The 20,839-nt window shown below is 56.9% G+C and carries 20 protein-coding genes; 5 read left to right on the plus strand and 15 right to left on the minus strand.

Translation table 11 applies throughout. The features are described from left to right. Positions 1 to 12: 12 nt before the first annotated feature. The gene (locus PHP98_00400) at positions 13 to 639 is read left to right on the plus strand and encodes a M15 family metallopeptidase (protein ID MDD5482100.1); all 627 of its coding nucleotides are present in this window, start codon (positions 13 to 15) and stop codon (positions 637 to 639) included. 136 nt (positions 640 to 775) lie between these two features. Here PHP98_00400 and PHP98_00405 read toward each other — a convergent pair whose 3' ends face one another. From PHP98_00405 to PHP98_00415, 3 genes are all read right to left on the minus strand, one after another. Next, on the minus strand, positions 776 to 1,108 hold the full coding sequence (locus PHP98_00405) for a cupin domain-containing protein (protein MDD5482101.1): 333 nt from the start codon (positions 1,106 to 1,108) through the stop codon (positions 776 to 778). Between the two features lie 918 nt (positions 1,109 to 2,026). Continuing rightward, positions 2,027 to 2,515 (minus strand): PIN domain-containing protein, encoded by a 489-nt coding sequence (locus PHP98_00410; GenBank protein ID MDD5482102.1) that lies wholly within the window; start codon positions 2,513 to 2,515, stop codon positions 2,027 to 2,029. 2 nt (positions 2,516 to 2,517) lie between these two features. Then, positions 2,518 to 2,742 (minus strand): hypothetical protein, encoded by a 225-nt coding sequence (locus PHP98_00415; GenBank protein ID MDD5482103.1) that lies wholly within the window; start codon positions 2,740 to 2,742, stop codon positions 2,518 to 2,520. Between the two features lie 534 nt (positions 2,743 to 3,276). Between PHP98_00415 and leuS the strand changes: the two genes are divergently transcribed. Further along, the gene (gene leuS / locus PHP98_00420) at positions 3,277 to 5,805 is read left to right on the plus strand and encodes a leucine--tRNA ligase (protein ID MDD5482104.1); all 2,529 of its coding nucleotides are present in this window, start codon (positions 3,277 to 3,279) and stop codon (positions 5,803 to 5,805) included. A gap of 7 nt (positions 5,806 to 5,812) precedes the next feature. Beyond that, positions 5,813 to 6,007: a hypothetical protein gene (locus tag PHP98_00425; protein ID MDD5482105.1), complete on the plus strand. Its 195-nt coding sequence runs from the start codon at positions 5,813 to 5,815 to the stop codon at positions 6,005 to 6,007. Between the two features lie 62 nt (positions 6,008 to 6,069). Here the strand turns inward: PHP98_00425 and PHP98_00430 are convergent, their stop codons facing one another. The 5 genes from PHP98_00430 to ilvE all read right to left on the minus strand — a co-directional run bounded on the left by PHP98_00430 (position 6,070) and on the right by ilvE (position 12,188). Then, complete coding sequence (locus tag PHP98_00430) at positions 6,070 to 6,960, minus strand: lysophospholipid acyltransferase family protein (protein MDD5482106.1); 891 nt, start codon at positions 6,958 to 6,960, stop codon at positions 6,070 to 6,072. Between the two features lie 57 nt (positions 6,961 to 7,017). Beyond that, positions 7,018 to 9,549, minus strand: a complete 2,532-nt coding sequence (locus PHP98_00435; GenBank protein MDD5482107.1) for an ATP-dependent Clp protease ATP-binding subunit — start codon at positions 9,547 to 9,549, stop codon at positions 7,018 to 7,020. 43 nt (positions 9,550 to 9,592) lie between these two features. Next, positions 9,593 to 10,690, minus strand: a complete 1,098-nt coding sequence (locus tag PHP98_00440; GenBank protein MDD5482108.1) for a protein arginine kinase — start codon at positions 10,688 to 10,690, stop codon at positions 9,593 to 9,595. Positions 10,691 to 10,696: 6 nt separating this feature from the next. Next, positions 10,697 to 11,224, minus strand: a complete 528-nt coding sequence (locus PHP98_00445; GenBank protein MDD5482109.1) for a UvrB/UvrC motif-containing protein — start codon at positions 11,222 to 11,224, stop codon at positions 10,697 to 10,699. A 94-nt stretch (positions 11,225 to 11,318) separates the two neighbouring features. Beyond that, positions 11,319 to 12,188, minus strand: coding sequence for a branched-chain-amino-acid transaminase (ilvE, locus tag PHP98_00450; protein MDD5482110.1), 870 nt, complete (start codon positions 12,186 to 12,188; stop codon positions 11,319 to 11,321). Between the two features lie 240 nt (positions 12,189 to 12,428). Between ilvE and PHP98_00455 the strand changes: the two genes are divergently transcribed. Together PHP98_00455 and PHP98_00460 are read left to right on the plus strand one after the other, a co-directional pair. Further along, the gene (locus PHP98_00455; protein ID MDD5482111.1) at positions 12,429 to 12,860 is read left to right on the plus strand and encodes a hypothetical protein; all 432 of its coding nucleotides are present in this window, start codon (positions 12,429 to 12,431) and stop codon (positions 12,858 to 12,860) included. Between the two features lie 17 nt (positions 12,861 to 12,877). After that, a complete protein-coding gene (locus PHP98_00460; protein MDD5482112.1) occupies positions 12,878 to 13,255 on the plus strand; it encodes a hypothetical protein in 378 nt (125 codons plus the stop codon). Between the two features lie 43 nt (positions 13,256 to 13,298). Here the strand turns inward: PHP98_00460 and PHP98_00465 are convergent, their stop codons facing one another. The 7 genes from PHP98_00465 to PHP98_00495 all read right to left on the minus strand — a co-directional run. Next, positions 13,299 to 14,024 carry an ABC transporter ATP-binding protein gene (locus PHP98_00465; protein ID MDD5482113.1) on the minus strand — a complete coding sequence of 242 codons (726 nt, stop codon included), beginning with the start codon at positions 14,022 to 14,024 and terminating at the stop codon, positions 13,299 to 13,301. Between the two features lie 91 nt (positions 14,025 to 14,115). Then, positions 14,116 to 15,354: an ABC transporter permease gene (locus PHP98_00470; protein MDD5482114.1), complete on the minus strand. Its 1,239-nt coding sequence runs from the start codon at positions 15,352 to 15,354 to the stop codon at positions 14,116 to 14,118. A 129-nt stretch (positions 15,355 to 15,483) separates the two neighbouring features. After that, the gene (gene lysS, locus PHP98_00475) at positions 15,484 to 16,986 is read right to left on the minus strand and encodes a lysine--tRNA ligase (GenBank protein ID MDD5482115.1); all 1,503 of its coding nucleotides are present in this window, start codon (positions 16,984 to 16,986) and stop codon (positions 15,484 to 15,486) included. A 93-nt stretch (positions 16,987 to 17,079) separates the two neighbouring features. Further along, positions 17,080 to 17,250, minus strand: coding sequence for a 4Fe-4S binding protein (locus PHP98_00480; protein MDD5482116.1), 171 nt, complete (start codon positions 17,248 to 17,250; stop codon positions 17,080 to 17,082). Positions 17,251 to 17,266: 16 nt separating this feature from the next. Continuing rightward, positions 17,267 to 17,998 carry a metallophosphoesterase family protein gene (locus tag PHP98_00485; GenBank protein ID MDD5482117.1) on the minus strand — a complete coding sequence of 244 codons (732 nt, stop codon included), beginning with the start codon at positions 17,996 to 17,998 and terminating at the stop codon, positions 17,267 to 17,269. Continuing rightward, the gene (gene ispD / locus PHP98_00490) at positions 17,999 to 18,679 is read right to left on the minus strand and encodes a 2-C-methyl-D-erythritol 4-phosphate cytidylyltransferase (protein ID MDD5482118.1); all 681 of its coding nucleotides are present in this window, start codon (positions 18,677 to 18,679) and stop codon (positions 17,999 to 18,001) included. 127 nt (positions 18,680 to 18,806) lie between these two features. Further along, positions 18,807 to 20,839 (minus strand): cation:proton antiporter (locus PHP98_00495; GenBank protein MDD5482119.1); only part of this gene is annotated, 2,033 nt, incomplete at its 5' end.

Raw genomic sequence — 20,839 nt, forward strand, 5'->3', positions numbered from 1 at the left:
AGCTTGCGGAAAATGAAAAAACAAACGCTGATCCTTGTTTTCACTGCGGCTTTGTCGGTCATTGCGCTTGCCGCGGAACACGCTCCGCATGACCTCGTAGCGGTAACATCAGTCAACCCCCGTATCCGGCTGGATATCCGTTACGCCACCACCAATAATTTTACCGGCCGGCAGGTTTATCCCTCCGCCAAGGCATATCTGCGCAAAACAACCGCCCTGAAACTGGATAACGTCCAGAAAAAACTGGAAAACCGGAAGCTCGGCCTGAAAGTCTACGATGCCTACCGGCCGTTGAGCGTTCAGAAAATATTCTGGGAAATCGTGCCGGACGAAAGGTACGTGGCGGACCCGAAGAAGGGATCGCGCCATAACCGCGGCTCGGCGGTGGATGTAACGCTCGTTGAGCTTGATTCGGGCCGGGAGCTGGAAATGCCTTCCGGTTATGATGACTTCACCGAGCGCGCCGCTTACGCTTTTACCAACCTGCCGCCGGCGGCCGTTTCCAACCGCGCCCTGCTGCGCGCCCTGATGACGGAATGCGGGTTTATCCCGCTGGAAACCGAATGGTGGCATTTTGACGATGCCGGCTGGACCATCTGCCCGGTCATGGATATCCCGCTTGAAAACCTGCCCTATTAGCGCCGTTCCATTTAAACATGATACACTTTTGCGTAGAAGTTTAAATAAGACCGGCGGATCGCCAGCCGGGAAAGTTTTGGATGGCGGCACTGCCGCAATTTTTTCCTCCGCAGGCGTATAACCGGGTAAAATGCGCTTATTTCCCCCGGATCATTGTCAGGAGCATCTTGAAGCGGCGCTCCGCCTTGAGCGCGTGGGGCACATTGGCGGGCATGATGACTATCCCGCCCCGTCCGACCTTGAGCGGCCGGCCGCCGATGGTGATCAGGGCTTCGCCCTCCAGGATTTGCGCCACGGCGTCATAAGGCGCGACATGCTCGCTCAAGCCCTGCCCGCGCGCAAACGCAAAAAGGGTCAGCGTGCCGCTTTTGCGGTCAACGAGCGTCCGGCTGACAATGGCGCCGGAAGCATAATCAACCATTTTTGCCGGGGCGAGAATTTTTCCCTTGATTTGGCCGGTTTTATTCATCTCTCATTGATTATCAACGAGTTATACATAAAAGCGCGAAACTTGGGCCAAAGCGGGCTATGCCCGCAACCCAATGTTATTAATGCTTCCTTCCCCATGTGGTGCGAATATATTTCATACCCCCATCATCCTTACCCAGCATTATTTTCTTGCTTTTCATCACGGCTTTTGACATTTCAGGTGCTATTATCAACCGATTCCACTCTCTGCCGGGCCATCATCCACATGCCGGAAAGCCCTTGAACGACGAGTACCACCCATGCAAGGACGAAGACGGTCGTTATAGTATCCCAGTGGCGCCATGCGGACGGATGCAATATGAAGCGCAAGTAGTAGGTGGGGGCAACAAGGGAGCACACCGACGCCCAGAAAGGAAGGCTACCCCAGGGCGTCCGAGTTGAAGCTGCCCTCCAGGTCCAGAATACGACGGACGGGAGCAGAACCCAAAATCCACAGCACAAACAGAGGCCCAAGACACGACGGATTGTCATACCCATGGAGATCACATATTGCATAAGAATAAAGGTAGGAGCGAGGAGTTCAATCAGCACAAGCGCAAGGAGGACCGTCGTGCCCATGTTCACCCAGCGCCGCGCCGCCTGGCGATGGGCATCCACGACAACGCGCAACAGGAGTACGATCGTGCAGGCAAGGCAGGACATGACGGAGGGCCAGAGGAAAAACTTCCCTATAGACGGCTGATCCAAGGTAAGCCCCGCAGAGCCGATATGGAATCCCTCCTTAAACCATGCGCCGCTGAATACGAATTTTACAGCAGCGATAGGTGGGCAGTAAGCGAGCCAGTTGCAGGCAATGAAGATAAACTCTGCGAACACCAGCACCAGCAGTACCCACGAGCAAATCCTGTGTTTAGTCTTCAGACCCTCATCTCTCCTCCGATCACCGAACGCGCCGGCCTCAGGATTTTCCGCGACTTCGCGGCAATATCCTGGATGCCGTTGTTCGGCGGCGGTCCGTAATCGGATCTACCGTGTCAAGAAACGGAAACCGATTGAAGTCCGAGTCTTTCGTATAGATCGTTTTGATTCCGTTTTCCCTCATTAGAATCGCCGTGTGGGCATCAAAGACCAGATTGCCGGAAATGTCGGCGACATCGGCAAAGACTTCAGCCGCCACATGACGATGCCGGTCGGTCTCCACCAATATCCGCAGGCTCGGGGAGGCAAACAGGGCATCAAGAAAAAGCCATGCATGGGATGCCGAAAAAGGACGATTAAGAACGCGCGAATGGGTCACCACGCGGAGAAACTCATACACGATACCCCACGTCACATACCAAGGCGTTGTCTGCGAACGCCACCGTTCGAGTGATTCGCGGCATCGCGCGTGGTCTGGTGAGTCCATGTCCGCGCCGTAGATCAGGATGTTGGTGTCCACAACGAACATGGTTAACCTCCCATCACGTTGTGCAGGGCATCGCGGTTGGCAACATTGACCCTCAGTCCGCCGCTGCGGAATTCCGGCAACGGCGGCAATTTGGCCTTTCGTTGTTCCGGTTCGACAATCGTTCGCAATGCCGCCTCGACCATCTCGGACATGGTCTGTTGGCGGCGTGCGGCTTCACGCTTAACCTCACGCATCGTTACGTCGCTGATATTGAGTGTTGTTTTCATATGGAAAAACATATTCCAGATATGGTATGCCGTCAACTGTTTTCTTTTCTTTCTCGCCAACGTCGAGCGTGACCGGATGGCGAGCCCGCTGCGGGTGAGTCGTACGGTCCACGCTCTTGACAACCCCGCCTGAGCGGCGCAGACCGCAACGCGGCTGCAAGCCGTTTGGCCCCGATAAAATCGAGGACATCAATGCCTTCCGGGCAAATTTTGCGGTAACTATTAAATCATTTGTGGAAAGAAATTGTGAACGCCGGTTTGGAATGTATCTTCTTCCGCCGGTCTGAAAGTTCTCTGTTTTTCTTCGCCCCGGATTAACCGAACCGTTACACGCCGCAACACGTCGGCGTCCGCATACCGCTTCCAACCGCAACTGTTTGTTTTCATGCCGGCAAGCAATAGCAGACAGATTCCGGGTTGTTCAGTTTTATTTTCTATCTTCTTGGCCGGCGCGGGCAAATCTATTGACATTGCCGCCGCGTGTATTATGATTTGGCCAATTCTACGGTCAGCTGAAAAAAATACAAGAAAATCATGAAGGAAAAATATCCATTCGCGGAAATTGAGCCGAAGTGGCAGAAGTTCTGGAAGGAAATGGGGTTTTTCAAGGCCGACCAGAACCGGACCGATCAAAAATACTATTGCCTGATGATGTTCCCCTACCCCTCGGCCGCCCTGCACGTCGGCCACGGCCGCAATTACATCATCGGCGACGCGGTTGCGCGCTACAAGAAAATGCTGGGCCGCAACGTGCTCGCCCCCATGGGCTGGGACGCCTTCGGCCTGCCCGCCGAAAACGCCGCCATAAAAACCGGCACGCATCCCCGCGTTTGCACTTTCAACAACATCGCCACCATGAAACGCCAGTTTGATTCATGGGGCGTGGTCTACGACTGGGACCGCGAAGTAACCGCCTGTTCGCCCGATTATTACAAGTGGTCCCAATGGTTCTTCCTCAAATTTTACGAGCGCGGCCTGGCTTACAAGGCAAAGGCGCCGGTCAACTGGTGTCCCTCCTGCGCCGCAGTGCTGGCCAATGAACAGGTCATTGACGGCAAATGCTGGCGCTGCGAATCGCCGGTGCAGGAAAAACTGCTGGAACAGTGGTTTTTCAAAATCACGGACTACGCCCAGCGCCTGCTGGACGATTTGAACAAGCTCCCGGGCTGGCCGGAACGGGTGAAAACCATGCAGGCCAACTGGATCGGACGCAGCGAAGGCGCGCGGATTGATTTCACGCTCGTCCCGCGCGGCGACAACCGCCCCGACCCAGTTCGCTGTATTTCCTGCTTCACCACCCGCATTGACACAATTTACGGCTGCACTTACATGGTGCTGGCGCCGGAATATCCCGGGCTGGCCGAACTGGTCAAAGGCCTGCCGGAAGAGGAAAATGCGAAACAGTTCGCCGCCCGCGCGGCGCGGCTGACATCCATGGAGCGCGCCGGCAACGCCCTTGAAAAAAACGGCGTCTTTACCGGGCGTTTCGTTGTCAACCCCTTCACCGGCGAAAAAATCCCGCTCTGGGTGGGCGATTACGTTCTTACAAGCTACGGCACCGGCGCGGTCATGGCCGTGCCCGCCCACGACAGCCGCGACTGGGTTTTCGCTCGCAAATACAATTTACCCGTGAAACTTTCCATCCGGAATGCGGAAGGCAGTCCGGATTTGAAAACTTTGCAGGAAGCTTTTTGCGATGACGGCGTTACCTTTAATTCCGGAGAATTTTCAGGCCTGTCTTCCCCGAAAGCGCGGATCAAAATGACCGCTTACGCCCGCGAAAAAGGATTCGGCCGGGCCGCCGTCCATTTCCGCCTGCGCGACTGGCTGATCAGCCGCCAGCGCTACTGGGGCGCGCCCATCCCGATTGTCTACTGCCCGAAATGCGGCATTGTGCCGGTGCCGGAACAACAATTGCCGGTGCTTTTGCCTGATAATATTGAGTTCCGGCCGACCGGCGAATCGCCGCTGGCGCGTCAGACGGAATTCATGAGCGCCGTCTGCCCGAAATGCGGCTCCGGCGCCCGGCGGGAAAGCGACACGATGGACACTTTTGTTGACTCCAGCTGGTATTTTTTAAGATACCTTTCCCCGCAGGATGACAAACGCGCCATTGACCCGGAAGCCTGCAACCGCTGGCTGCCGGTTGACCAGTATATCGGCGGAATTGAGCACGCCATCCTCCACCTTTTATACGCGCGGTTTTTCACCAAGGTCTTGCGCGACATCGGCTTGATCGCTTTTGACGAGCCTTTTGCCAACCTCTTCACCCAGGGCATGATCTGCAAACGCAGTGAAAAGGACGGCCAGCTCCACAAAATGTCAAAATCAAAGGGCAACGTCGTCAGTCCCGACGATTTAATCCGCGATTACGGGGCCGACACCGTCCGGCTTTACACGCTTTTCATCGGCCCGCCTGAAAAGGACGCCGAATGGAGCGATTCCGGCATTGAAGGCGCCTCCCGTTTCCTGAAACGACTCTGGCGGCAGGTTTACGACAACCACGAACTGCTCAGGGATTTTTCCATCAGACCGGACCGGGCCGCCATGACCGCCGGGGAAAAGAAACTTTACCGCAAGACCCATGAAACAATCGTAAAGGTTACCCGGGATTTGGAGGGCGCGTTTCATTTCAATACCGCCATCGCGCAGATCATGGAGTTGATGAACATGCTGGAAGAATTCATGATCGCGCCCGATTCCTCCCCCCAGCTGAAGGCGGTCGGACGCCGCGCGCTGGAAACCATTATCCTGCTCATTTCGCCGCTCGCCCCGCATATCGCCGAGGAATGCTGGATCGCCATGGGACACGAGGCCGGAATCATGTCGGCCGGCTGGCCCGCCGCCGACCAGAACGCCCTGGAAAAACAGGAAGTTGAAATTGCCATCCAGGTCAACGGCAAGTTCCGCGGAACGATGCTTGTCGCCCCCGGTTTGGACAAGGAAACGGCTCAAGCCGCCGCCCTCAAACAGCCGGCGGCGGCCAAGGCCGTGGCCGAAGGTCAAATCATCAAGGTCGTTTTTGTCCCGGACAGGCTAATCAACCTGGTGGTAAAATGCTGAACATTTTATGACGCGCTTCAGGGAAATTATTGCCGGCCCACGGTCCTGTTTCACGCTCACGCCCCATGAACGCCTGGTCATAATTTTGGTCATGGCGATCTTTCTGTTCGGTCTTTTCCTCCGCTGGCGGCACTTGAGCAAGGAACGCGCCGAAACATGCGCTCCGGCCGGCCGGGCAACGAACGAACTGCCAACGCCTTAAACTGACAGGCCGTTGTTGCTTTGGGCGCCGAGGATAACTTCCGCAACCTGCGCCGCGCCGCATCAAGGCGGCGCGCCGGCGGCATTCTGCTTTTCTTCCAGCGGCCGCGTGCGCCAGCGGCGGTGCAGCCATATCCATTGGTCGGGATAACGGCGGATATAATCCTCTATGACGCGGTTATACCGGCGGGTTGCTTCCCGGATGGATTCCGGACTATTATCGGAGGGCGGCTCCAAGGCCGGCATAATTTCCACGCGATGGCCGCCGCGCGCGGTGCGCGTGATGAAAACGGGCGCCACGGGACTGCCGCAATAAACGCTCAATTGCGCCAGCCCCGGCGAGGTGCAGGCGGGTTGTCCGAAAAAATCCACAAAAATCCCGCGGTTGCGCTTCATGTTCTGGTCAAGAAGGAAACCCAGCACCCCGTTGTTTTTCAAGCTGGTAACGGCGCTGCGGAACGAATGTTTGGTGGGGATAATCTTAAAGCCGAATTTCGTGCGCGTCCCTATCCAGTAATCATCCAGCGATTTCGGATGGAGCTTTTTAGAAATGGAGGTCAGGGGAATGCCCGAAAGACAGGAGATTATTCCGAGCAGGTCAAAATTGCCAATATGGGCCGTGAGCGCGATGACGCCCTTCCCCCGGGCAAGCAGTGCCGCCATGATTTCGCGGCCGACAACCTCAACGTTTTCGCGCAAGAAACGCGCGTCAATACTTTCGGCCCCGGCCGATTCAATCACAAAACGCCCCAGGTGCCGATACATGCCGCTTGCAATCTTCCTGACCTCGTCTTCGCTTTTTTCCGGCAGGCAGCGGCGAATCGTCCGCAAAACTTCCGCGCGGCGGTAACGGAAAAGGGAGCCCATGATCCAGCCGATTCCGGCGCCCAGGACCATTTTATGTTTCAGGCTGAGGCGGGAACAGAAGGAAGTTATGAGGCGGATGATCGGCATGAAGTGTTGACGCGTTTCATTAAGTCATATGACAATTATCATGCAAACATCCGGTTTTCAGTCCATGCTTTTAACGCTGCCCGCTCTGCGCCGTCCCGGCGCCGTTTCCAGCTTCACATTCCGCGCTTCAACCGGTCCGGCGGCCGGCTCAAATTTCAGCTTGCCCCCGTCCACCTTGACTTTAACATCCGCCGGGGTGTTGATACGGCCGGCCAGAATTTCTTCGGCCAGGGGGTCCTGGAGATATTTTTCAACGGCCCGGCGCAGGCGGCGCGCGCCGTCCTTTTCACTGAATCCCTTGTCAATCAAAAATTTCTTCGCCTCCGCCCCAATCTCCGCCGCAACCCCGCGCGCGGAAATGCGCGCGCGGACCTTGGCCAGCTCAAGTTCCAGAATTCCGGCCGCGTCCGCGCGCGCCAACTGCCGGAAAACGATGACTTCGTCCAGCCGGTTGAACAGTTCCGGACGAAAAGCGCGTCTGGCTTCGTCAAGCATTCCGGCTTTCATCCGCTCAAAATCGGCCTCTTGTCCGCCCGGCGAAAAACCCAACCCGCCCGCGTCTTTCGCGGCCGAGGTTCCGACATTGGAAGTCATGATCACGATGGTATTGCGGAAATTGACCTTCCGCCCCAGACTGTCGGTCAGCATTCCTTCCTCAAGAATCTGGAGTAAAATATTGATGACCTCGGGATGCGCCTTTTCAATCTCGTCAAAAAGCACAACCGAGTATGGCCGGCGGCGCACTTTCTCAGTCAACTGGCCGCCCTCTTCGTAGCCGACATATCCGGGCGGAGAACCGATCAGGCGCGAAACCATGAACTTATCCATGTATTCGGACATATCCATCTGGATGAGGGCATCCTGGTCGGCGAACATGTATTCAGCCAGCGCCTTGGCTGTCAACGTTTTTCCGACGCCGGTCGGCCCCAGAAAGACAAACGATCCGATCGGGCGGCGCGGGTCCTTGAGGTCCGCCCGCGAACGCCGGAGCGCCTTCGCGATGACGGCCACGGCCTCGGCCTGTCCAAGAACAACCTTTGACATTTCCTCTTCCATGCGCAAAAGCCGGGCGGTTCCGTTCTCATCAAGCTTGGCCAGCGGCACGCCGGTCCATTTTGACACGACGGACACGATATCCTCTTCCTGAACCGGCTTCAGTTTCTTTTCCTGCCGTTTGCGCCATTTATCAGCCTTTTTTTCCATCTCTTCGCGCAGAATACGTTCCTTGTCGCGCCACTCCGCCGCTTCCTCAAAACGCTGGGAACGGATGGCTTCCTCCTTGTGGCGGCGCAATTCAGCCGCTTTCTTATCCATTGTCCTTATGGCGGACGGGCGGGTCATCAGGTTGAGCCGCGCATGGGCGCCGGCCTCATCCAGGACGTCAATCGCTTTATCCGGGAGGTAACGGCCGGTGATGTAACGATGCGAGAGGCGCGCGGCGGCGGACAAGGCCTCGTCGGAAAAATGCACCTTGTGGTGGGCTTCATAACGGGATTTCAGTCCCTTCAAAACCGAAATTGTCTCCTCAACCGTAGGCTCATCAACCAGGATGGTCTGGAAACGGCGCTCCAGGGCCGAATCTTTTTCAATGTATTTGCGGTATTCGTTCATGGTGGTGGCGCCGATGCACTGCAATTCGCCGCGGGCCAGGGCCGGCTTGAAGATATTGGAGGCATCCATGGCGCCCTCCGCGGAACCGGCGCCGACGATCATGTGCAGTTCGTCCATGAAGAGAATCACGTTTTTCGTCCGCTTGATTTCGTCCATGACCGCCTTGATCCGTTCTTCAAACTGGCCGCGATATTTGGTGCCGGCCACGAGGAGCGTCATATCCAGGGCAATTACTTCCTTGCCGGCCAACAGTTCCGGCGCGTCGTGATCGGCAATCATCTGGGCCAGCCCCTCTACAATGGCGGTTTTGCCGACCCCTGCCTCGCCAAGCAGAACGGGGTTGTTCTTTGTCCGCCGGCAAAGGATCTGAAGCACGCGCTTGATTTCATCGGTGCGGCCGATAACCGGATCAAGCTGGCCCTTGCGCGCCAGCTCGGTCAGGTTGCGCCCAAAGGCGTTCAAGGCCGGGGTCTTTGCCGCCGATGGTTTCTGGCCATGGGCCGCGGGCGCGGCCGCTGGCATTTCATTGCCCTCGCCATCGTAATCAGGATCCAGCAGTTTAATCACTTCCAGCCGGGTCCGCTCCAAATCAATATTGAGATTTTTAAGGACGCTGGCGGCCACGCCCTCGTCCTCGCGCAAAAGCCCGAGGAGTATATGCTCGGTGCCGACATACTGGTGATTCAGCTCCCTGGCCTCGGCCGCGGCCAGGGCCAGCACTTTTTTGGCGCGCGGCGTCATTGGCAGGGCGCCCATGGTCTGGGTATCCTGTCCCTGGCCGACGGCCTTTTCCACCTCCAGACGGAGCGTTTCAAGGTCCACTCCCATTTGCTGGAGAACATTAACGGCCTCGCCCTCGCCGAGCGCAAGCAGGCCCAGAAGAAGATGCTCGGTGCCGACATACTGATGGTTAAAATGTTCGGCCTCCTTGCGGGCCAACTGCAGGACTTGCTGCACTCTGGGGGTAAAATTACTCATTTTATTAATAATGCTTTTGGATCGTTTCGTTAAATATAACAAATCAACGGCGCGCAAGCAATCTTGAGCGCACCAGCCTGGCCCGCGCCAGATCGCGTTTTTCCGCTCCGATGAATTTGCCCTCCAGTTTCTGCAAGTGCCCCGGCTGAGTCAACACAAAAAGCTCGTCAATCATGGCGCGGGACCAGCCGCCGACCAGGCCGGTCTCCAAACCGAGCCGCAGCGCCGAAAGCATATCCAGGGTTTCCTTTGAATTAAGCAGATGGGCATTGGTTAAAATTCCGATGGCGCGGCCGATATGATCGCGGAGCTGGTTTTTTTTCTGCTCCATAAGCCGTTCGCGGCTGTTTTTTTCGTGGCCGGCGATTTCCAGCACGATTTTTTCAAGCCTTCCGATAATGGTCTGTTCGGTTTCGCCGAGCGTCATCTGGTTTGAAATCTGGAACATGTTGCCGGCGGCGGCGCTGCCTTCCCCCCACAATCCGCGCACCGCCAGGCCGATTTTATTGACCGCCTTAAGGATGGAATTGATTTCATTCATCAGCACCAGGCCGGGCAGATGGAGCATGACGCTGGCCCTCATCCCGGTGCCGACGTTCGTCGGGCAGGCGGTCAGGTAGCCCAACTGCGGAGAAAAGGCATAGCCCGCCGGAGCGCGGCGGTCCTCGCCGGGGGACTCAGGCGGATTAAAACCGGATTCCATTTCCGAATCCACGGCGTCAATCTGCCGCCAGAGTTCCCGGAGATTAAGACCGGGCGACATGGCCTGCATGCGGATATGGTCCTCCTCGTTGACCATGATCGCTATGGATTCGTCCTGCTTCAAGGCCAGGGCGCTGCCCTTGCCCTTCGCGGCCAGGTCGCGGCTCATCAAATGCCTTTCAATAAGAATTTCACGCTCCATGCGGTTCAAGGCGCTTATCTCCAGGATAACCGGACTGGTCCATACGGAAAGCCCGCGCAGAACAGGCTCCAGGTCGCGCAACAGGCGCAGGGACTCCTCTTCACCGGCCCGCCCCGGAAAGAGGCGGCCGCTGATATTGCGCGCCAGGCGAACGCGGCTGCTGACGACAATGCCCGCATTTCCGCCGACTTTGAGCCACGCGCCCGGCTGTTTTACGAGTTCATCAACCGTTTTCATGAAAAATCAGGAAGGGACCCGCGTCTCGCCGCGGCCGTTTTGCGGTGAATTCCGGTTCTGTTCCGCCCCGCGAATCTGATCGCGAATGCGCGCCGCTTCCTCATAATTTTCGGAAGCTATTGCTTCATCCAGCGTTTTTTTCAAAGAGGCCAGCGGCGGAAAGACATTGACGGCGCCGGGACAATAAGCAGGTTTTTTACCGACATGCCGCGCACCTTTCTGCATGCCCTGCAAAAGCGGATTCAATTCCTCGGCAAATTCCGCATAACAGTTCTGGCATCCGAGGCGGGATAGTTTCTTAAAGTCCCGGAAATGCGTCCGGCACCGCGAGCACAGGCGGCCGGCGGCGGCCGAACTTGACTTCTTGGGCGGCCCCAGTCCAAGCAGAAAATCAGCGACCGAGTCCGGAGCATTGATGTTAATGCCGTTTGCGCCAGCGCACTGTTCGCAAAGATGCATTTTGCGCACTTCATCGTTCAGCATTTGCGTCAGATGAACTGTCGCCTGTTTTTTACCGCAAATCTGGCAAAGCATTGAATTCACTCCTCGCTTTGAATGAGCTCGGCGCGGACCGCGTTTTTAAGAGGCGCCTGTTTTCGCGCCCCCCCCATCCTCTGTTCGCAAAACACTACATAACGGGCGTTCCGTTTTCAGATGCGAATTTCCGGAACTGTTCGGTCAGTTTGAGCGTTTTTCGGCCCGGCCGGCCAGAACCGATCCGGCGCCGGTCCATCTCCACCACGCTGATGATCTCGGCCGCCGTTCCGGTCAGGAACATTTCGTCGGCGTTATAAAGATCGTAACGGGTAAGCGTTGTTTCGCGCGTTTCATAACCGTCCCGGGCGGCGAGCATCACGACGACGTCGCGGGTAATGCCCTCCAGCGCCCCGGCGCTGACCGGCGGGGTGAGAAGGGAATTTCCCTTGAAGACAAAGACGTTATCGCCGGAGGCCTCGGCCACATAACCCTGGGCATTGAGCATGATGACTTCCTCAACGCCGGAATTAACCGCCTCAATTTTCGCCATGATGTTATTCAGATAATTCAGGCTTTTGATGGCCGGATTCAGGGAATCGGGATGATTGCGGATGGTTCCGGCCGTGATAATTTTCAACCCGTTCCGATAAACGGCCGGCGAATAAAGCTGGATATTGCCGGCGATAATGATGACTTCCGGTTTTTTGCAGGAATACGGATTCAGCCCCAGGGTGCCCCTTCCGCGGGTCACCACCAGGCGGACATAGCCGTTCATCGTATGGTTGGCCCGGCAGGTCAGGGCCACGGCCTTCATCATCTCTTTTTTAGACATGGGAATCTTCAGGGCAATGGCCTGGGCCGACCGGTAAAGGCGGTCAATGTGCTCCGCGAGCATGAATATCAGTCCGTTGTAGGTCCGGATGCCCTCAAAGACGCCGTCGCCGTACAGCAAACCGTGGTCAAACACCGACACGCGCGCGTCTTTTTCCGGCACCAGCCGGCCGCTGAAATAAACTCTCATTTTTCCTCCATTAAACGCATTGCCGCCCGATATTTCAAAATTGCGCCGCAAAGCCGGCAAGGCAACCGCCGGCCGGACAGTTTTTAGGTCTTTGCGGGCAATCATAAACGTTCCGCCGGGAAATGCAAGTATTTCATCGGATCATGCAACTTGTCTTTCGGGCCTTATTCATGTAACCTCTTCGGCATCTTTCCCGCGCCGGCCGGCGCTAAAAAAAACACAATATAAAAAGAGAAAAAAATGAAGGAAGAAACAGTGGACGCCAGACTCCATCCCGCGATTCACCGCGCACTCAACAATATCGCGCCGGATTTGCGCCGGCTTGCGACCAACATCCATTCCTTTCCCGAACTTGGATTCAAGGAAAACCGGGCCTGCCGCCAGCAGGCCGGGCTTCTGCGCAAATGGCGCTTCAAAGTGGAAACGCCTTTCGCCGGAATTGCAACCGCTTACAAGGCGGCGGCCGGAAAAGACAAGCCGGCGCTTTGTTTCATGGCGGAATACGAAACGCCTGGCGCCAGCAACTGCCCGAGAACTGCCGGATTCACGGCATTATCCAGGAAGGCGGCGCGGCACCGAACATCATTCCGGACAAAGCCTCCTGTTTCTTTTACCTCCGGGCCGGCCACGACGCTGTCCTGGACAAAATGGTTGCCCGTTTCAAACGCATAGTGAAAGGCGCGGAGCTGATGACGGATACCCGGGCCGAGTTAAAACTTTCAGACGTGCGCTACCAGGCGCGCCGGCCGAATCCTTTTTTCAACGAAGCCTACATTGATTTTGCCGGCAAGCTCGGCCTGAATCCGGTAATTCCGGAACGCTCCGGACGCGCTTCATCTGATTTCGGCAATGTTTCCCAGCGCGTGCCGGGCGCGCACGTCTATTTCGGAATCGCGCGGCGTGAAATCGCCGCGCATTCCATCGCATTCCGCGAGGCCGCGGGCGGCGCGTACGCCCTGCGGCAGATGCTGGCCGCCGCCGAAGCCCTGGCCAACACCGGCTATCGCTTCTTTACCGACGCGGAGTTCAGGAAAAACGTCATGCGCTCCTTCCAATCCGGACGGTAAAACCGGCGGTGTTGAAAAAAATTTGACGGGAAAAAGCTTCGGTTCAGGCGGCGTCCAGGCGGCCGTCCTTCAGTTTGAGGACGCGGCTGCAGCGGGCGGCGACTTCCGCATTATGGGTTACCAGAAGGAGCGTCCGCCTTTTATCCCCGACCAGACCGAAAAGGACATTCAGGACCTGCGCGCCCGTCACTGAATCCAAGTTGCCGGTGGGCTCATCGGCCAGGACCAGTTCGGGCTCATTGACCAGGGCGCGCGCCACCGCCACCCGCTGCTGTTCGCCGCCGGAAAGCTCCGCCGGCAAATGACCGGACCGTTCCGCCAGCCCGACCGACCGCAGGAGTTTCAAGGCCATGCTCCCGGGTTTGTCCAGGGAAGCCGGCCGGCCGGCGAAGCCGAACAATCCGAGGCTGGAATTCATCGCCGGCAACATGACATTTTCAAGCACATCCAGTTCCGGCAGCAAATGGTAAAACTGAAACACAAACCCGATACTGCGCGCGCGAAGAACTGTCCTCTGGCGGCCGGACATGGCATAGATATCCCGGCCATGCAGGCGGACCGCCCCGCCCGTCGGCTGGTCCAGGCCGCCGATAATATGCAACAACGTGCTTTTCCCCGCGCCGCTTGCCCCGATAATCGCCACTGTTTCACCCGCAAACACTTGAAGCGATACATTTCCAAGCACGGTGAGCGCCGTTGCGCCCATCTGATAGGACCGGTTAAGATTTTTCACTTCCAAAATGGGCGTTGTTGTTTGCGCGTCAATCATAAATACTGTCCGGTTCAAAATTAACAGTTCACAATTCCGGGTTAAAAATCTTTAACTTTGAACCGTGAACTCTGAACCTCTTCTACATTCATCACTCATACCTCAAGGCGCGCGCCGGATCAAGCCGGGCGGCCCGCCAGGCCGGCAGCAAGCCGGCGAGGGTACAGATTATTACTGAAAGCAGGGCGACCCAGGCCACGTCCGCAAACGATGTATGGGCCGGGATTTCGCTCAACTGATAAATCTCCTTTGGGAACAAGTCCATGTGCAAAGAAAAAGACAACGCGCGCATGATGGCATTGCGATAATGAAGCATGATCAATCCAAGAACAATTCCGAAAGCCGTGCCGATCACCCCCTGGATCCAGCCCTGCCATAGGAAAACGCGCATGACACTTCCGGAAGAAAACCCGACCGCCTTAAGCAGGCCGATTTCCTTTGTTTTCTGGACAACGACAATGATAAGGCTGTTCGTAATACCGAAGGCCGCCACGAGCACAATAAAAATGAGCAGGAAGAACATCATGTTTTTTTCCACCCGCAGGGCGTCAAAAAGCTGGCGATTAAGCTCCATCCAGGTCTGGACATTGACATCATAATATTCGTTCTGAAGAGAAGCGGAAAGCTGCCGGGCGACTTTACCCGCCTGATAGGGATCGGAAGTCATGACCCGCAAGGCATGCGCTCCGTTTTCCATGCCGTAAAGTTCGCGGGCGGCATCGAGCGGGACGAGGATAAAATTCATATCATAGTCCGACATACCGATTTCAAAAACGCCGCTGACGGTCATTTCCAGGGGCAAGGTTATTTCATCACGCTTGGCAACAAATGTCTGCGGCGAAAAAACAAGTAATTTCTGGCCGACCTTGAGGCGCAGGCGGCGCGCCAGCTCGCGCCCGACAATCACCTCGTTTTCGCCCAATTCAAACGCGCCGCTGACCATGTGTCCCGGCAGCTTGCTCATGCGCCTTTCGGCTTCAACGTCAATCCCCCGCATCAAGGGCGTGTAGACCAGGTCGTCATGCTGAATAAAAACCAGTCCCTGCACGCAGGGCGCCACGGCCGTAACGCCGGGAAACCGGTTGATTTGTTCGGCCATTTTTTCAGGCTCGTCAATTGTCCCGGGCAAAGTAACGAGGATATGAGCGTCAAAGCCGAGAATTTTCTCGCGCCACATGTCGTCAAAACCGCTCATGACCGAAAGCACGATAATAAGCACCGCCACCCCCAGCATGACGCCGACGGCGGAAATGACGGAAATGATAGAGAGGAAGGTCCGCTTCGGCTTCAGGTATTTGCAGGCGAGGAATAATGAGAATGGGAGCGACATATCGGTTTTTGCCGCAGAGACGCAGAGTTCGCGGAGGTAATAAAGATTATTTTTATTTTTTCAGAATATTCCCGAGACAAAACTGTTTTTTTTATCTCTGCGTGCTTCCATGAGAAGCGGGCGGTGAGATCAATGCAATCCGTTATCAGAAGCAGTATCGGACGGTTCGCTTTTCTGCCGCAGTTGCGGGAAAAGGATGACGTCCCGGATGGTCTCGGCCCCGGTCAAAACCATAACCAGCCGGTCCACGCCCAGCCCCAGGCCGCCGGCCGGCGGCATGCCGTGCTCCAGAGACAGCAGAAAATCATCATCGGTTTTGGGCGCATCTTCGCCGGCCTGATCGCTGAATCTTTCGCGCTGTTCGCGGGGATCGTTCAACTCCGAGTAACCCGGGGCTATCTCCCTGCCGCCGATCACCAGCTCAAAAACATCCACTTCGTCGGGGTTGTCTTCACAAACTTTGGCCAGAGGCACCAGCGCGCGCGGCAAGTTTGTGACAAAAACGGGATTAACCAGAGTGCGCTCAATTATTTTTTCATACACTTCATGGGTGATCTGCGCGTGGCTCCAGGCCGGGGCTATGGCCAACCCCTCCTTTTCCGCGCGCGGCGCGGCCTCGGCCGCGGACAAGGCATACCAATCCGCCCCCATTTTTTCGGCGATTAACTCACGGTATTTCTTTTCCGGCCATTTCCCGGAGGGCAAGGGCTCCAGGTTGACGGGTTGCTCTTCGGAACCGACCCGCAGGGTGCCGACGACTTTGGCGGCCACGGAACAAATGAGGTCCTGAACGAGCGCTTGCATGCCCTTCCGGTCAGAATAGGCCTGATAAGCCTCCAGCATGGTGAATTCGGGATTGTGATTTCTGGAAAGCCCCTCGTTGCGAAAATTACGGTTCAGCTCAAAAATCTTCTCATACCCGCCCACGAGCAGTCGTTTCAGGTACAACTCCGGGGCGATCCGCAGGTACATATCGGCGGCCAGCGCCGCATAATGAGTTTTAAACGGCCGGGCGAGGGCGCCGCCGGGCTGGGGCTGCATCATCGGCGTTTCCACCTCGGTAAATCCGCGTTCCCAGAAAAAACTGCGTATTTCCCGGATGATCCGGAAACGGAGATCAAACAACTTGCGCGACCGGGCGTTGGCGATCAGGTCCAGGTAACGCTGGCGGTACCTGGTTTCAACATCCTTCAGGCCGTGCCATTTTTCCGGCATCGGCTTCAGCGATTTGGCAAGCAGACTCCAGGCATGCACGCGGACGGTCTGTTCGCCGGCGCGGGTGGTGAACAATTCCCCCTCAATGCCGACATGGTCGCCGGTGTCCAGCATTTTAAAGAGATCATAATCCCGAGTCTGCGATTTGCCGGCAAAAATCTGGAAGCGTTCGCCGTCCGCGCGCAAATCCGCAAACAGGCTTTTTCCCATATGGCGGACGGCCATCAGTCGCCCGGCCGCGCGCACGGCCAATCCCTCCTGGAAACGGCCGCGGATTTCCCCGAGCGTGCCGCTGGCCGCGAAAGCGCCGCCGAAAGGCCGATAACCGGCCGCCTGCAGGGCTTTCAGATTGATCTGCCGCTGGGTCTCGTCATGCGGGGAAGACGGAGGCGCGGGATTGGGGTCGGAGGTGGACATTTGGTGATTTTCAATTTGCGCTTCGCGCTTGCCGGTTGTTTCGCCGCGGGGCCGCCGGATTTGCGGCAGACGACAGGAACGGCCAGCCGGGCTTCACTCTTCCGCGATGGCGCCGGCCTCACACGCATCAACGCACTGGCCGCAGCTTACGCAGGTTTCCGCATCAATCATATAATGTTTGCCGCCCTTGGAAATAGCTTCCACCGGGCAGACGTCCTTGCATTTTCCGCAGACAGTGCATTTATCCGAGATAACATAGGCCATGATGTTTTCCTTTCTTTTATCTTCCTATCGCCAGCCGGGCGGCCAGGCGTTCCGGCAGGCCGGCCTTGCGGATTTCGGCCTGCGCGGCGGCGATATCATATTCAACGCGTCTTAGTTCAATTTCCCGGGTTTCCAGATTATAAATTCCGTATGAGGCCCGCGGATCGCCGTCGCGCGGCTGGCCGATGCTGCCGACATTGATAAAATATTTTTTCTCCAGATTAATTTTCAGGCGGGAATAGCTCCCCCCCGTGATGTCCCCGCCTTTGACAAAGGCCAGGGGAACATGGGTATGGCCGAAAAAACAGACCGTGGTCATCTGATAGTTAAAACTGGCTTCGGCCTCCAGGCTTTCAAAAACATACCCCCACATTTCCGGCATGTCCAGCGTGCTGTGCACGATGGTAAAATTTTCAACCCTTTCCACCAGCCGCAGATTGGCCAGGATAACCTGATGTTCAGATGAGAGCTGTTTCCGCGTCCAGTCAACGGCATCCGCGGCGATCGGGTGAAACCCCGTCAGGTCATCGTCAAAGGAGCAGTAATGGTCGTGGTTGCCGCTGACGATCACGCAACCCAGTTCGCGGACCTTTTCCAGGCATTCCACGGGATTGGCGTTATAACCGACCACGTCGCCGAGACACACGTAATGGGTCGCGCCCCGCGCGGAAGCGTCCTTGAGCACCGCCTGCAGGGCCTGCCAGTTGCTGTGGATATCGCTGATAACGGCGTAGATCGGGGCGCTCATTTAAAAAAGTCTCATTAAAGCGGCGGCAAGGGTCAGGTCGTCGGGAGTTGTAATTTTAATATTTGAAGAACTGGAAACAACCAGCCTCACTCCTTTTGCCACAAGCTCCACGGCTGAGGACTCGTCGGTTATCCTGATTTTTTTCTTTTCAACGTGGGCAAACGCTTTGCGCAGCAAATCGGCTTTGAACGCCTGCGGCGTCTGAACCAGCCATAGTTTTGTGCGGTCAACCGTCTCGGAAATGATTACCCCCTTTTCAACGCTCTTGACCGTATCGGTGATCTTGACGGCGGCCACGCCGGAACCGTGCTGTTTCGCGGAATTAATTGTCTGCGTTATGAGATCGGAGGTAACGCACGGACGCGCGCCGTCGTGCACCACGGCGATATCAATATCTTCGGCGGCCGCCTGCAGACCTTTGCTGACCGACTGCTGCCGCTGGGCGCCGCCGGCCACGATTTTTTTCACCTTGTTGCACCCGAACATCCGCGCGGCCTGCCGGGCCGCGTCAATCCGGTCCCGCCGCACCACCAGCACGACTTCATCAATATCCCTGCATTTTTCAAAAGCCAGAAGCGAATAGACGACAACCGGTTTCGTTCCCAGGCTGAGGAAGGCCTTGTCAATATCCGCCCCCATCCGCTCGCTCTTTCCGCCGGCAACAATAATACCACAATTCATAACAGTTGAAACAAAAGACGCGGTTTACACAGGTATGCGTTCACGTTCAAAATAACCGATTAAAAAATATTGTCAATATTTTAATTTTTCGGGGATTCCTTGCGAAACCCGCGGCAAACAACGTCCTTCACCAGCCGAGGATGGCGCGGCCCTTTTCAAGCTGGGCGGAAGTTCCGAGCAGATAAAGACGGTCGCCGGGGCGCAGGATTTCACCGGCGGAAGGGTTGACGTGCATGTCGCCGCCGCGCTCCAGGGCGATAATGGCCGCGCCGGTAACGGCGCGCAAATTGATCTCGCGGATGATTTTGTTGGCCGCCGGACTCTGCGGCGTGATGAGAATATCCGCCATGTGCGCTTCATTCAGAACCGACTGGGCCTTATGGAAAGAAAGCAGATTTAACAAAGACTGGCCGTCGGCAAAAACTTCCCGGAGCGCGACTTGCGCCTTGCTGTAAATGCGGATATTGAATTTCCAGGAAACGGCCAGAATGGCGACAACCGCCACGGCCATAACCACGAGCATTCTCTGCGGCGGCAGAATAGCCGAGCCGAGCACAAGAATAAACAGCGCCAGCCCCAGCAGACCGGAAACTGTTATGACCCATTCCGTGATAAGCCGCGGCGTGGAATTGCCCGGCCGGGCCGCATCCTGCGGGAAGCGCATCTCGGCCAGAATCATCGCCAGCGCGCGCAGTTTGCGCAGGCTTGCCACCACGAAAGGAACGGAAAAAAGGGCCGCCCCGAACCAGAAAACGGCGCCGGTGCCGCCCAGGAAATCCGGCGCCGGTGTGAAAAATCCGGCCAGACGCCGGCCGGCATAAGCCGCGGCCAGGAAAATACCGACAATCCAGGCAAGGTTGATCAGAATAACGGCCAGACAGCGCCGGATGGTCTTGCGGATGACATTGTCGCTTTCCCAGCGCTCGTCCTTTTTGGCGGCCCGCACCGTGTAGCGTTCCAGGGCCCGCCGGAATCCCGGCGGCAAGAGCCGCTCAAACGCGCGGTCAACCGCGCCGGCATGCTGGATCAGGTAAGGGCTGATAAAGGTCGTCAACAGCGACACGCCAACCGCCAGCGCATAGACAAAATCGCGGGTAACAGCCAGTTTGGCGCCCAGCGCGGCGATGATCAGCGCAAACTCGTTCACCTGCGCCATGCCGCAGCCGACGCGCACCGCCGTGGCGCGGTCGCTGCCGCTCACAAAAGCGCCGGCGGAACAGGCGCAGAATTTGCCGAGAATCACCGCCGCCACCAGCAGGAGCAGCACCCCGGAATGTTCAAAGGCCGCCGCCGGATGCGCCATGAGGCCGATGGCCACAAAGAAAACGGCGCCGAACACGTCGCGCATCGGGGTGGCAAACATTTCAATGCGCGCGCGCGCGCGGGCCTCGGCCATGATGCTGCCGATAATAAAGGCCCCGAGCGCCAACGAAAAATCAAGCGTGATTGACAAAAGCGACACGGCGAAACAAATGCCGATCACGGCGATCGCCAGGAGTTCGTCGTCCCGGAAACGGCTCAATCTGTTCAGGAGGCGCGGGACCGCCAGCAACCCGACGATCAGGAGCATAACGAGGAAAACCAGCAGGGCCCCGATCCGGCCGAACAGCAGGTTGGTTTCAAGGCTTCCGGTAAGGCCGATACCCGTCAGCAGGGCAATCAGGACAATGGCCAGCAGGTCCTCCACAATGGTCGCGCCCAGAATAATCTGCGCGAACGATTCCCGCTTAAGCTCCAGGTCGCCGAGCACCTTGGTGATAATGGTGGTGGAGGAGTCGCAGATAATCGCGCCGAGAAAAATACTCTCAATGATGTTCCACCCCAGCAGGCGGCCGATGCCGAAACCGAGCGAGAGCATAACGGTAACGTCAATCAGGGCGGTAACAATGGCCGAAACGCCGACATTCCTGATCTTACGCAGGTTGAAATCAATCCCCATGGAAAACATGAGAAAGATCAGCCCCAGGTCGGCAATCGTGTTGATTGAATCCTGGTTTGAAATGAGCGGACGGAAAAAGCCGAAACCGCCGAGGGCCAGGCCGGCCAGAATGTAGCCGACCGCCTTGGGCTGCTTCAAAATCTGGCACAGAACAGCGGCAACCGCGGCCGCGGTCATCACCAGCGCCAGATCTCCTAAAAAGGTAAGATCGCTCATAACTG

The sequence above is a fragment of the Kiritimatiellia bacterium genome, from assembly GCA_028715905.1.
GTDB lineage: Bacteria > Verrucomicrobiota > Kiritimatiellia > JAAZAB01 > JAAZAB01 > JAQUQV01.

Coding starts and splice junctions, on each gene's coding strand:
- ispD (MDD5482118.1), bottom strand. CDS start 18,679: ATGAATTGTGGTATTATTGTTGCCGGCGGAAAGAGCGAGCGGATGGGG.
- PHP98_00415 (MDD5482103.1), bottom strand. CDS start 2,742: ATGAAAACAACACTCAATATCAGCGACGTAACGATGCGTGAGGTTAAG.
- PHP98_00465 (MDD5482113.1), bottom strand. CDS start 14,024: ATGATTGACGCGCAAACAACAACGCCCATTTTGGAAGTGAAAAATCTT.
- leuS (MDD5482104.1), top strand. CDS start 3,277: ATGAAGGAAAAATATCCATTCGCGGAAATTGAGCCGAAGTGGCAGAAG.
- PHP98_00400 (MDD5482100.1), top strand. CDS start 13: ATGAAAAAACAAACGCTGATCCTTGTTTTCACTGCGGCTTTGTCGGTC.
- PHP98_00485 (MDD5482117.1), bottom strand. CDS start 17,998: ATGAGCGCCCCGATCTACGCCGTTATCAGCGATATCCACAGCAACTGG.
- ilvE (MDD5482110.1), bottom strand. CDS start 12,188: ATGAGAGTTTATTTCAGCGGCCGGCTGGTGCCGGAAAAAGACGCGCGC.
- PHP98_00435 (MDD5482107.1), bottom strand. CDS start 9,549: ATGAGTAATTTTACCCCCAGAGTGCAGCAAGTCCTGCAGTTGGCCCGC.
- PHP98_00445 (MDD5482109.1), bottom strand. CDS start 11,224: ATGCTTTGCCAGATTTGCGGTAAAAAACAGGCGACAGTTCATCTGACG.
- PHP98_00480 (MDD5482116.1), bottom strand. CDS start 17,250: ATGGCCTATGTTATCTCGGATAAATGCACTGTCTGCGGAAAATGCAAG.
- PHP98_00425 (MDD5482105.1), top strand. CDS start 5,813: ATGACGCGCTTCAGGGAAATTATTGCCGGCCCACGGTCCTGTTTCACG.
- PHP98_00470 (MDD5482114.1), bottom strand. CDS start 15,354: ATGTCGCTCCCATTCTCATTATTCCTCGCCTGCAAATACCTGAAGCCG.
- PHP98_00410 (MDD5482102.1), bottom strand. CDS start 2,515: ATGTTCGTTGTGGACACCAACATCCTGATCTACGGCGCGGACATGGAC.
- PHP98_00460 (MDD5482112.1), top strand. CDS start 12,878: ATGACGGATACCCGGGCCGAGTTAAAACTTTCAGACGTGCGCTACCAG.
- lysS (MDD5482115.1), bottom strand. CDS start 16,986: ATGTCCACCTCCGACCCCAATCCCGCGCCTCCGTCTTCCCCGCATGAC.
- PHP98_00430 (MDD5482106.1), bottom strand. CDS start 6,960: ATGCCGATCATCCGCCTCATAACTTCCTTCTGTTCCCGCCTCAGCCTG.
- PHP98_00440 (MDD5482108.1), bottom strand. CDS start 10,690: ATGAAAACGGTTGATGAACTCGTAAAACAGCCGGGCGCGTGGCTCAAA.
- PHP98_00455 (MDD5482111.1), top strand. CDS start 12,429: ATGAAGGAAGAAACAGTGGACGCCAGACTCCATCCCGCGATTCACCGC.
- PHP98_00405 (MDD5482101.1), bottom strand. CDS start 1,108: ATGAATAAAACCGGCCAAATCAAGGGAAAAATTCTCGCCCCGGCAAAA.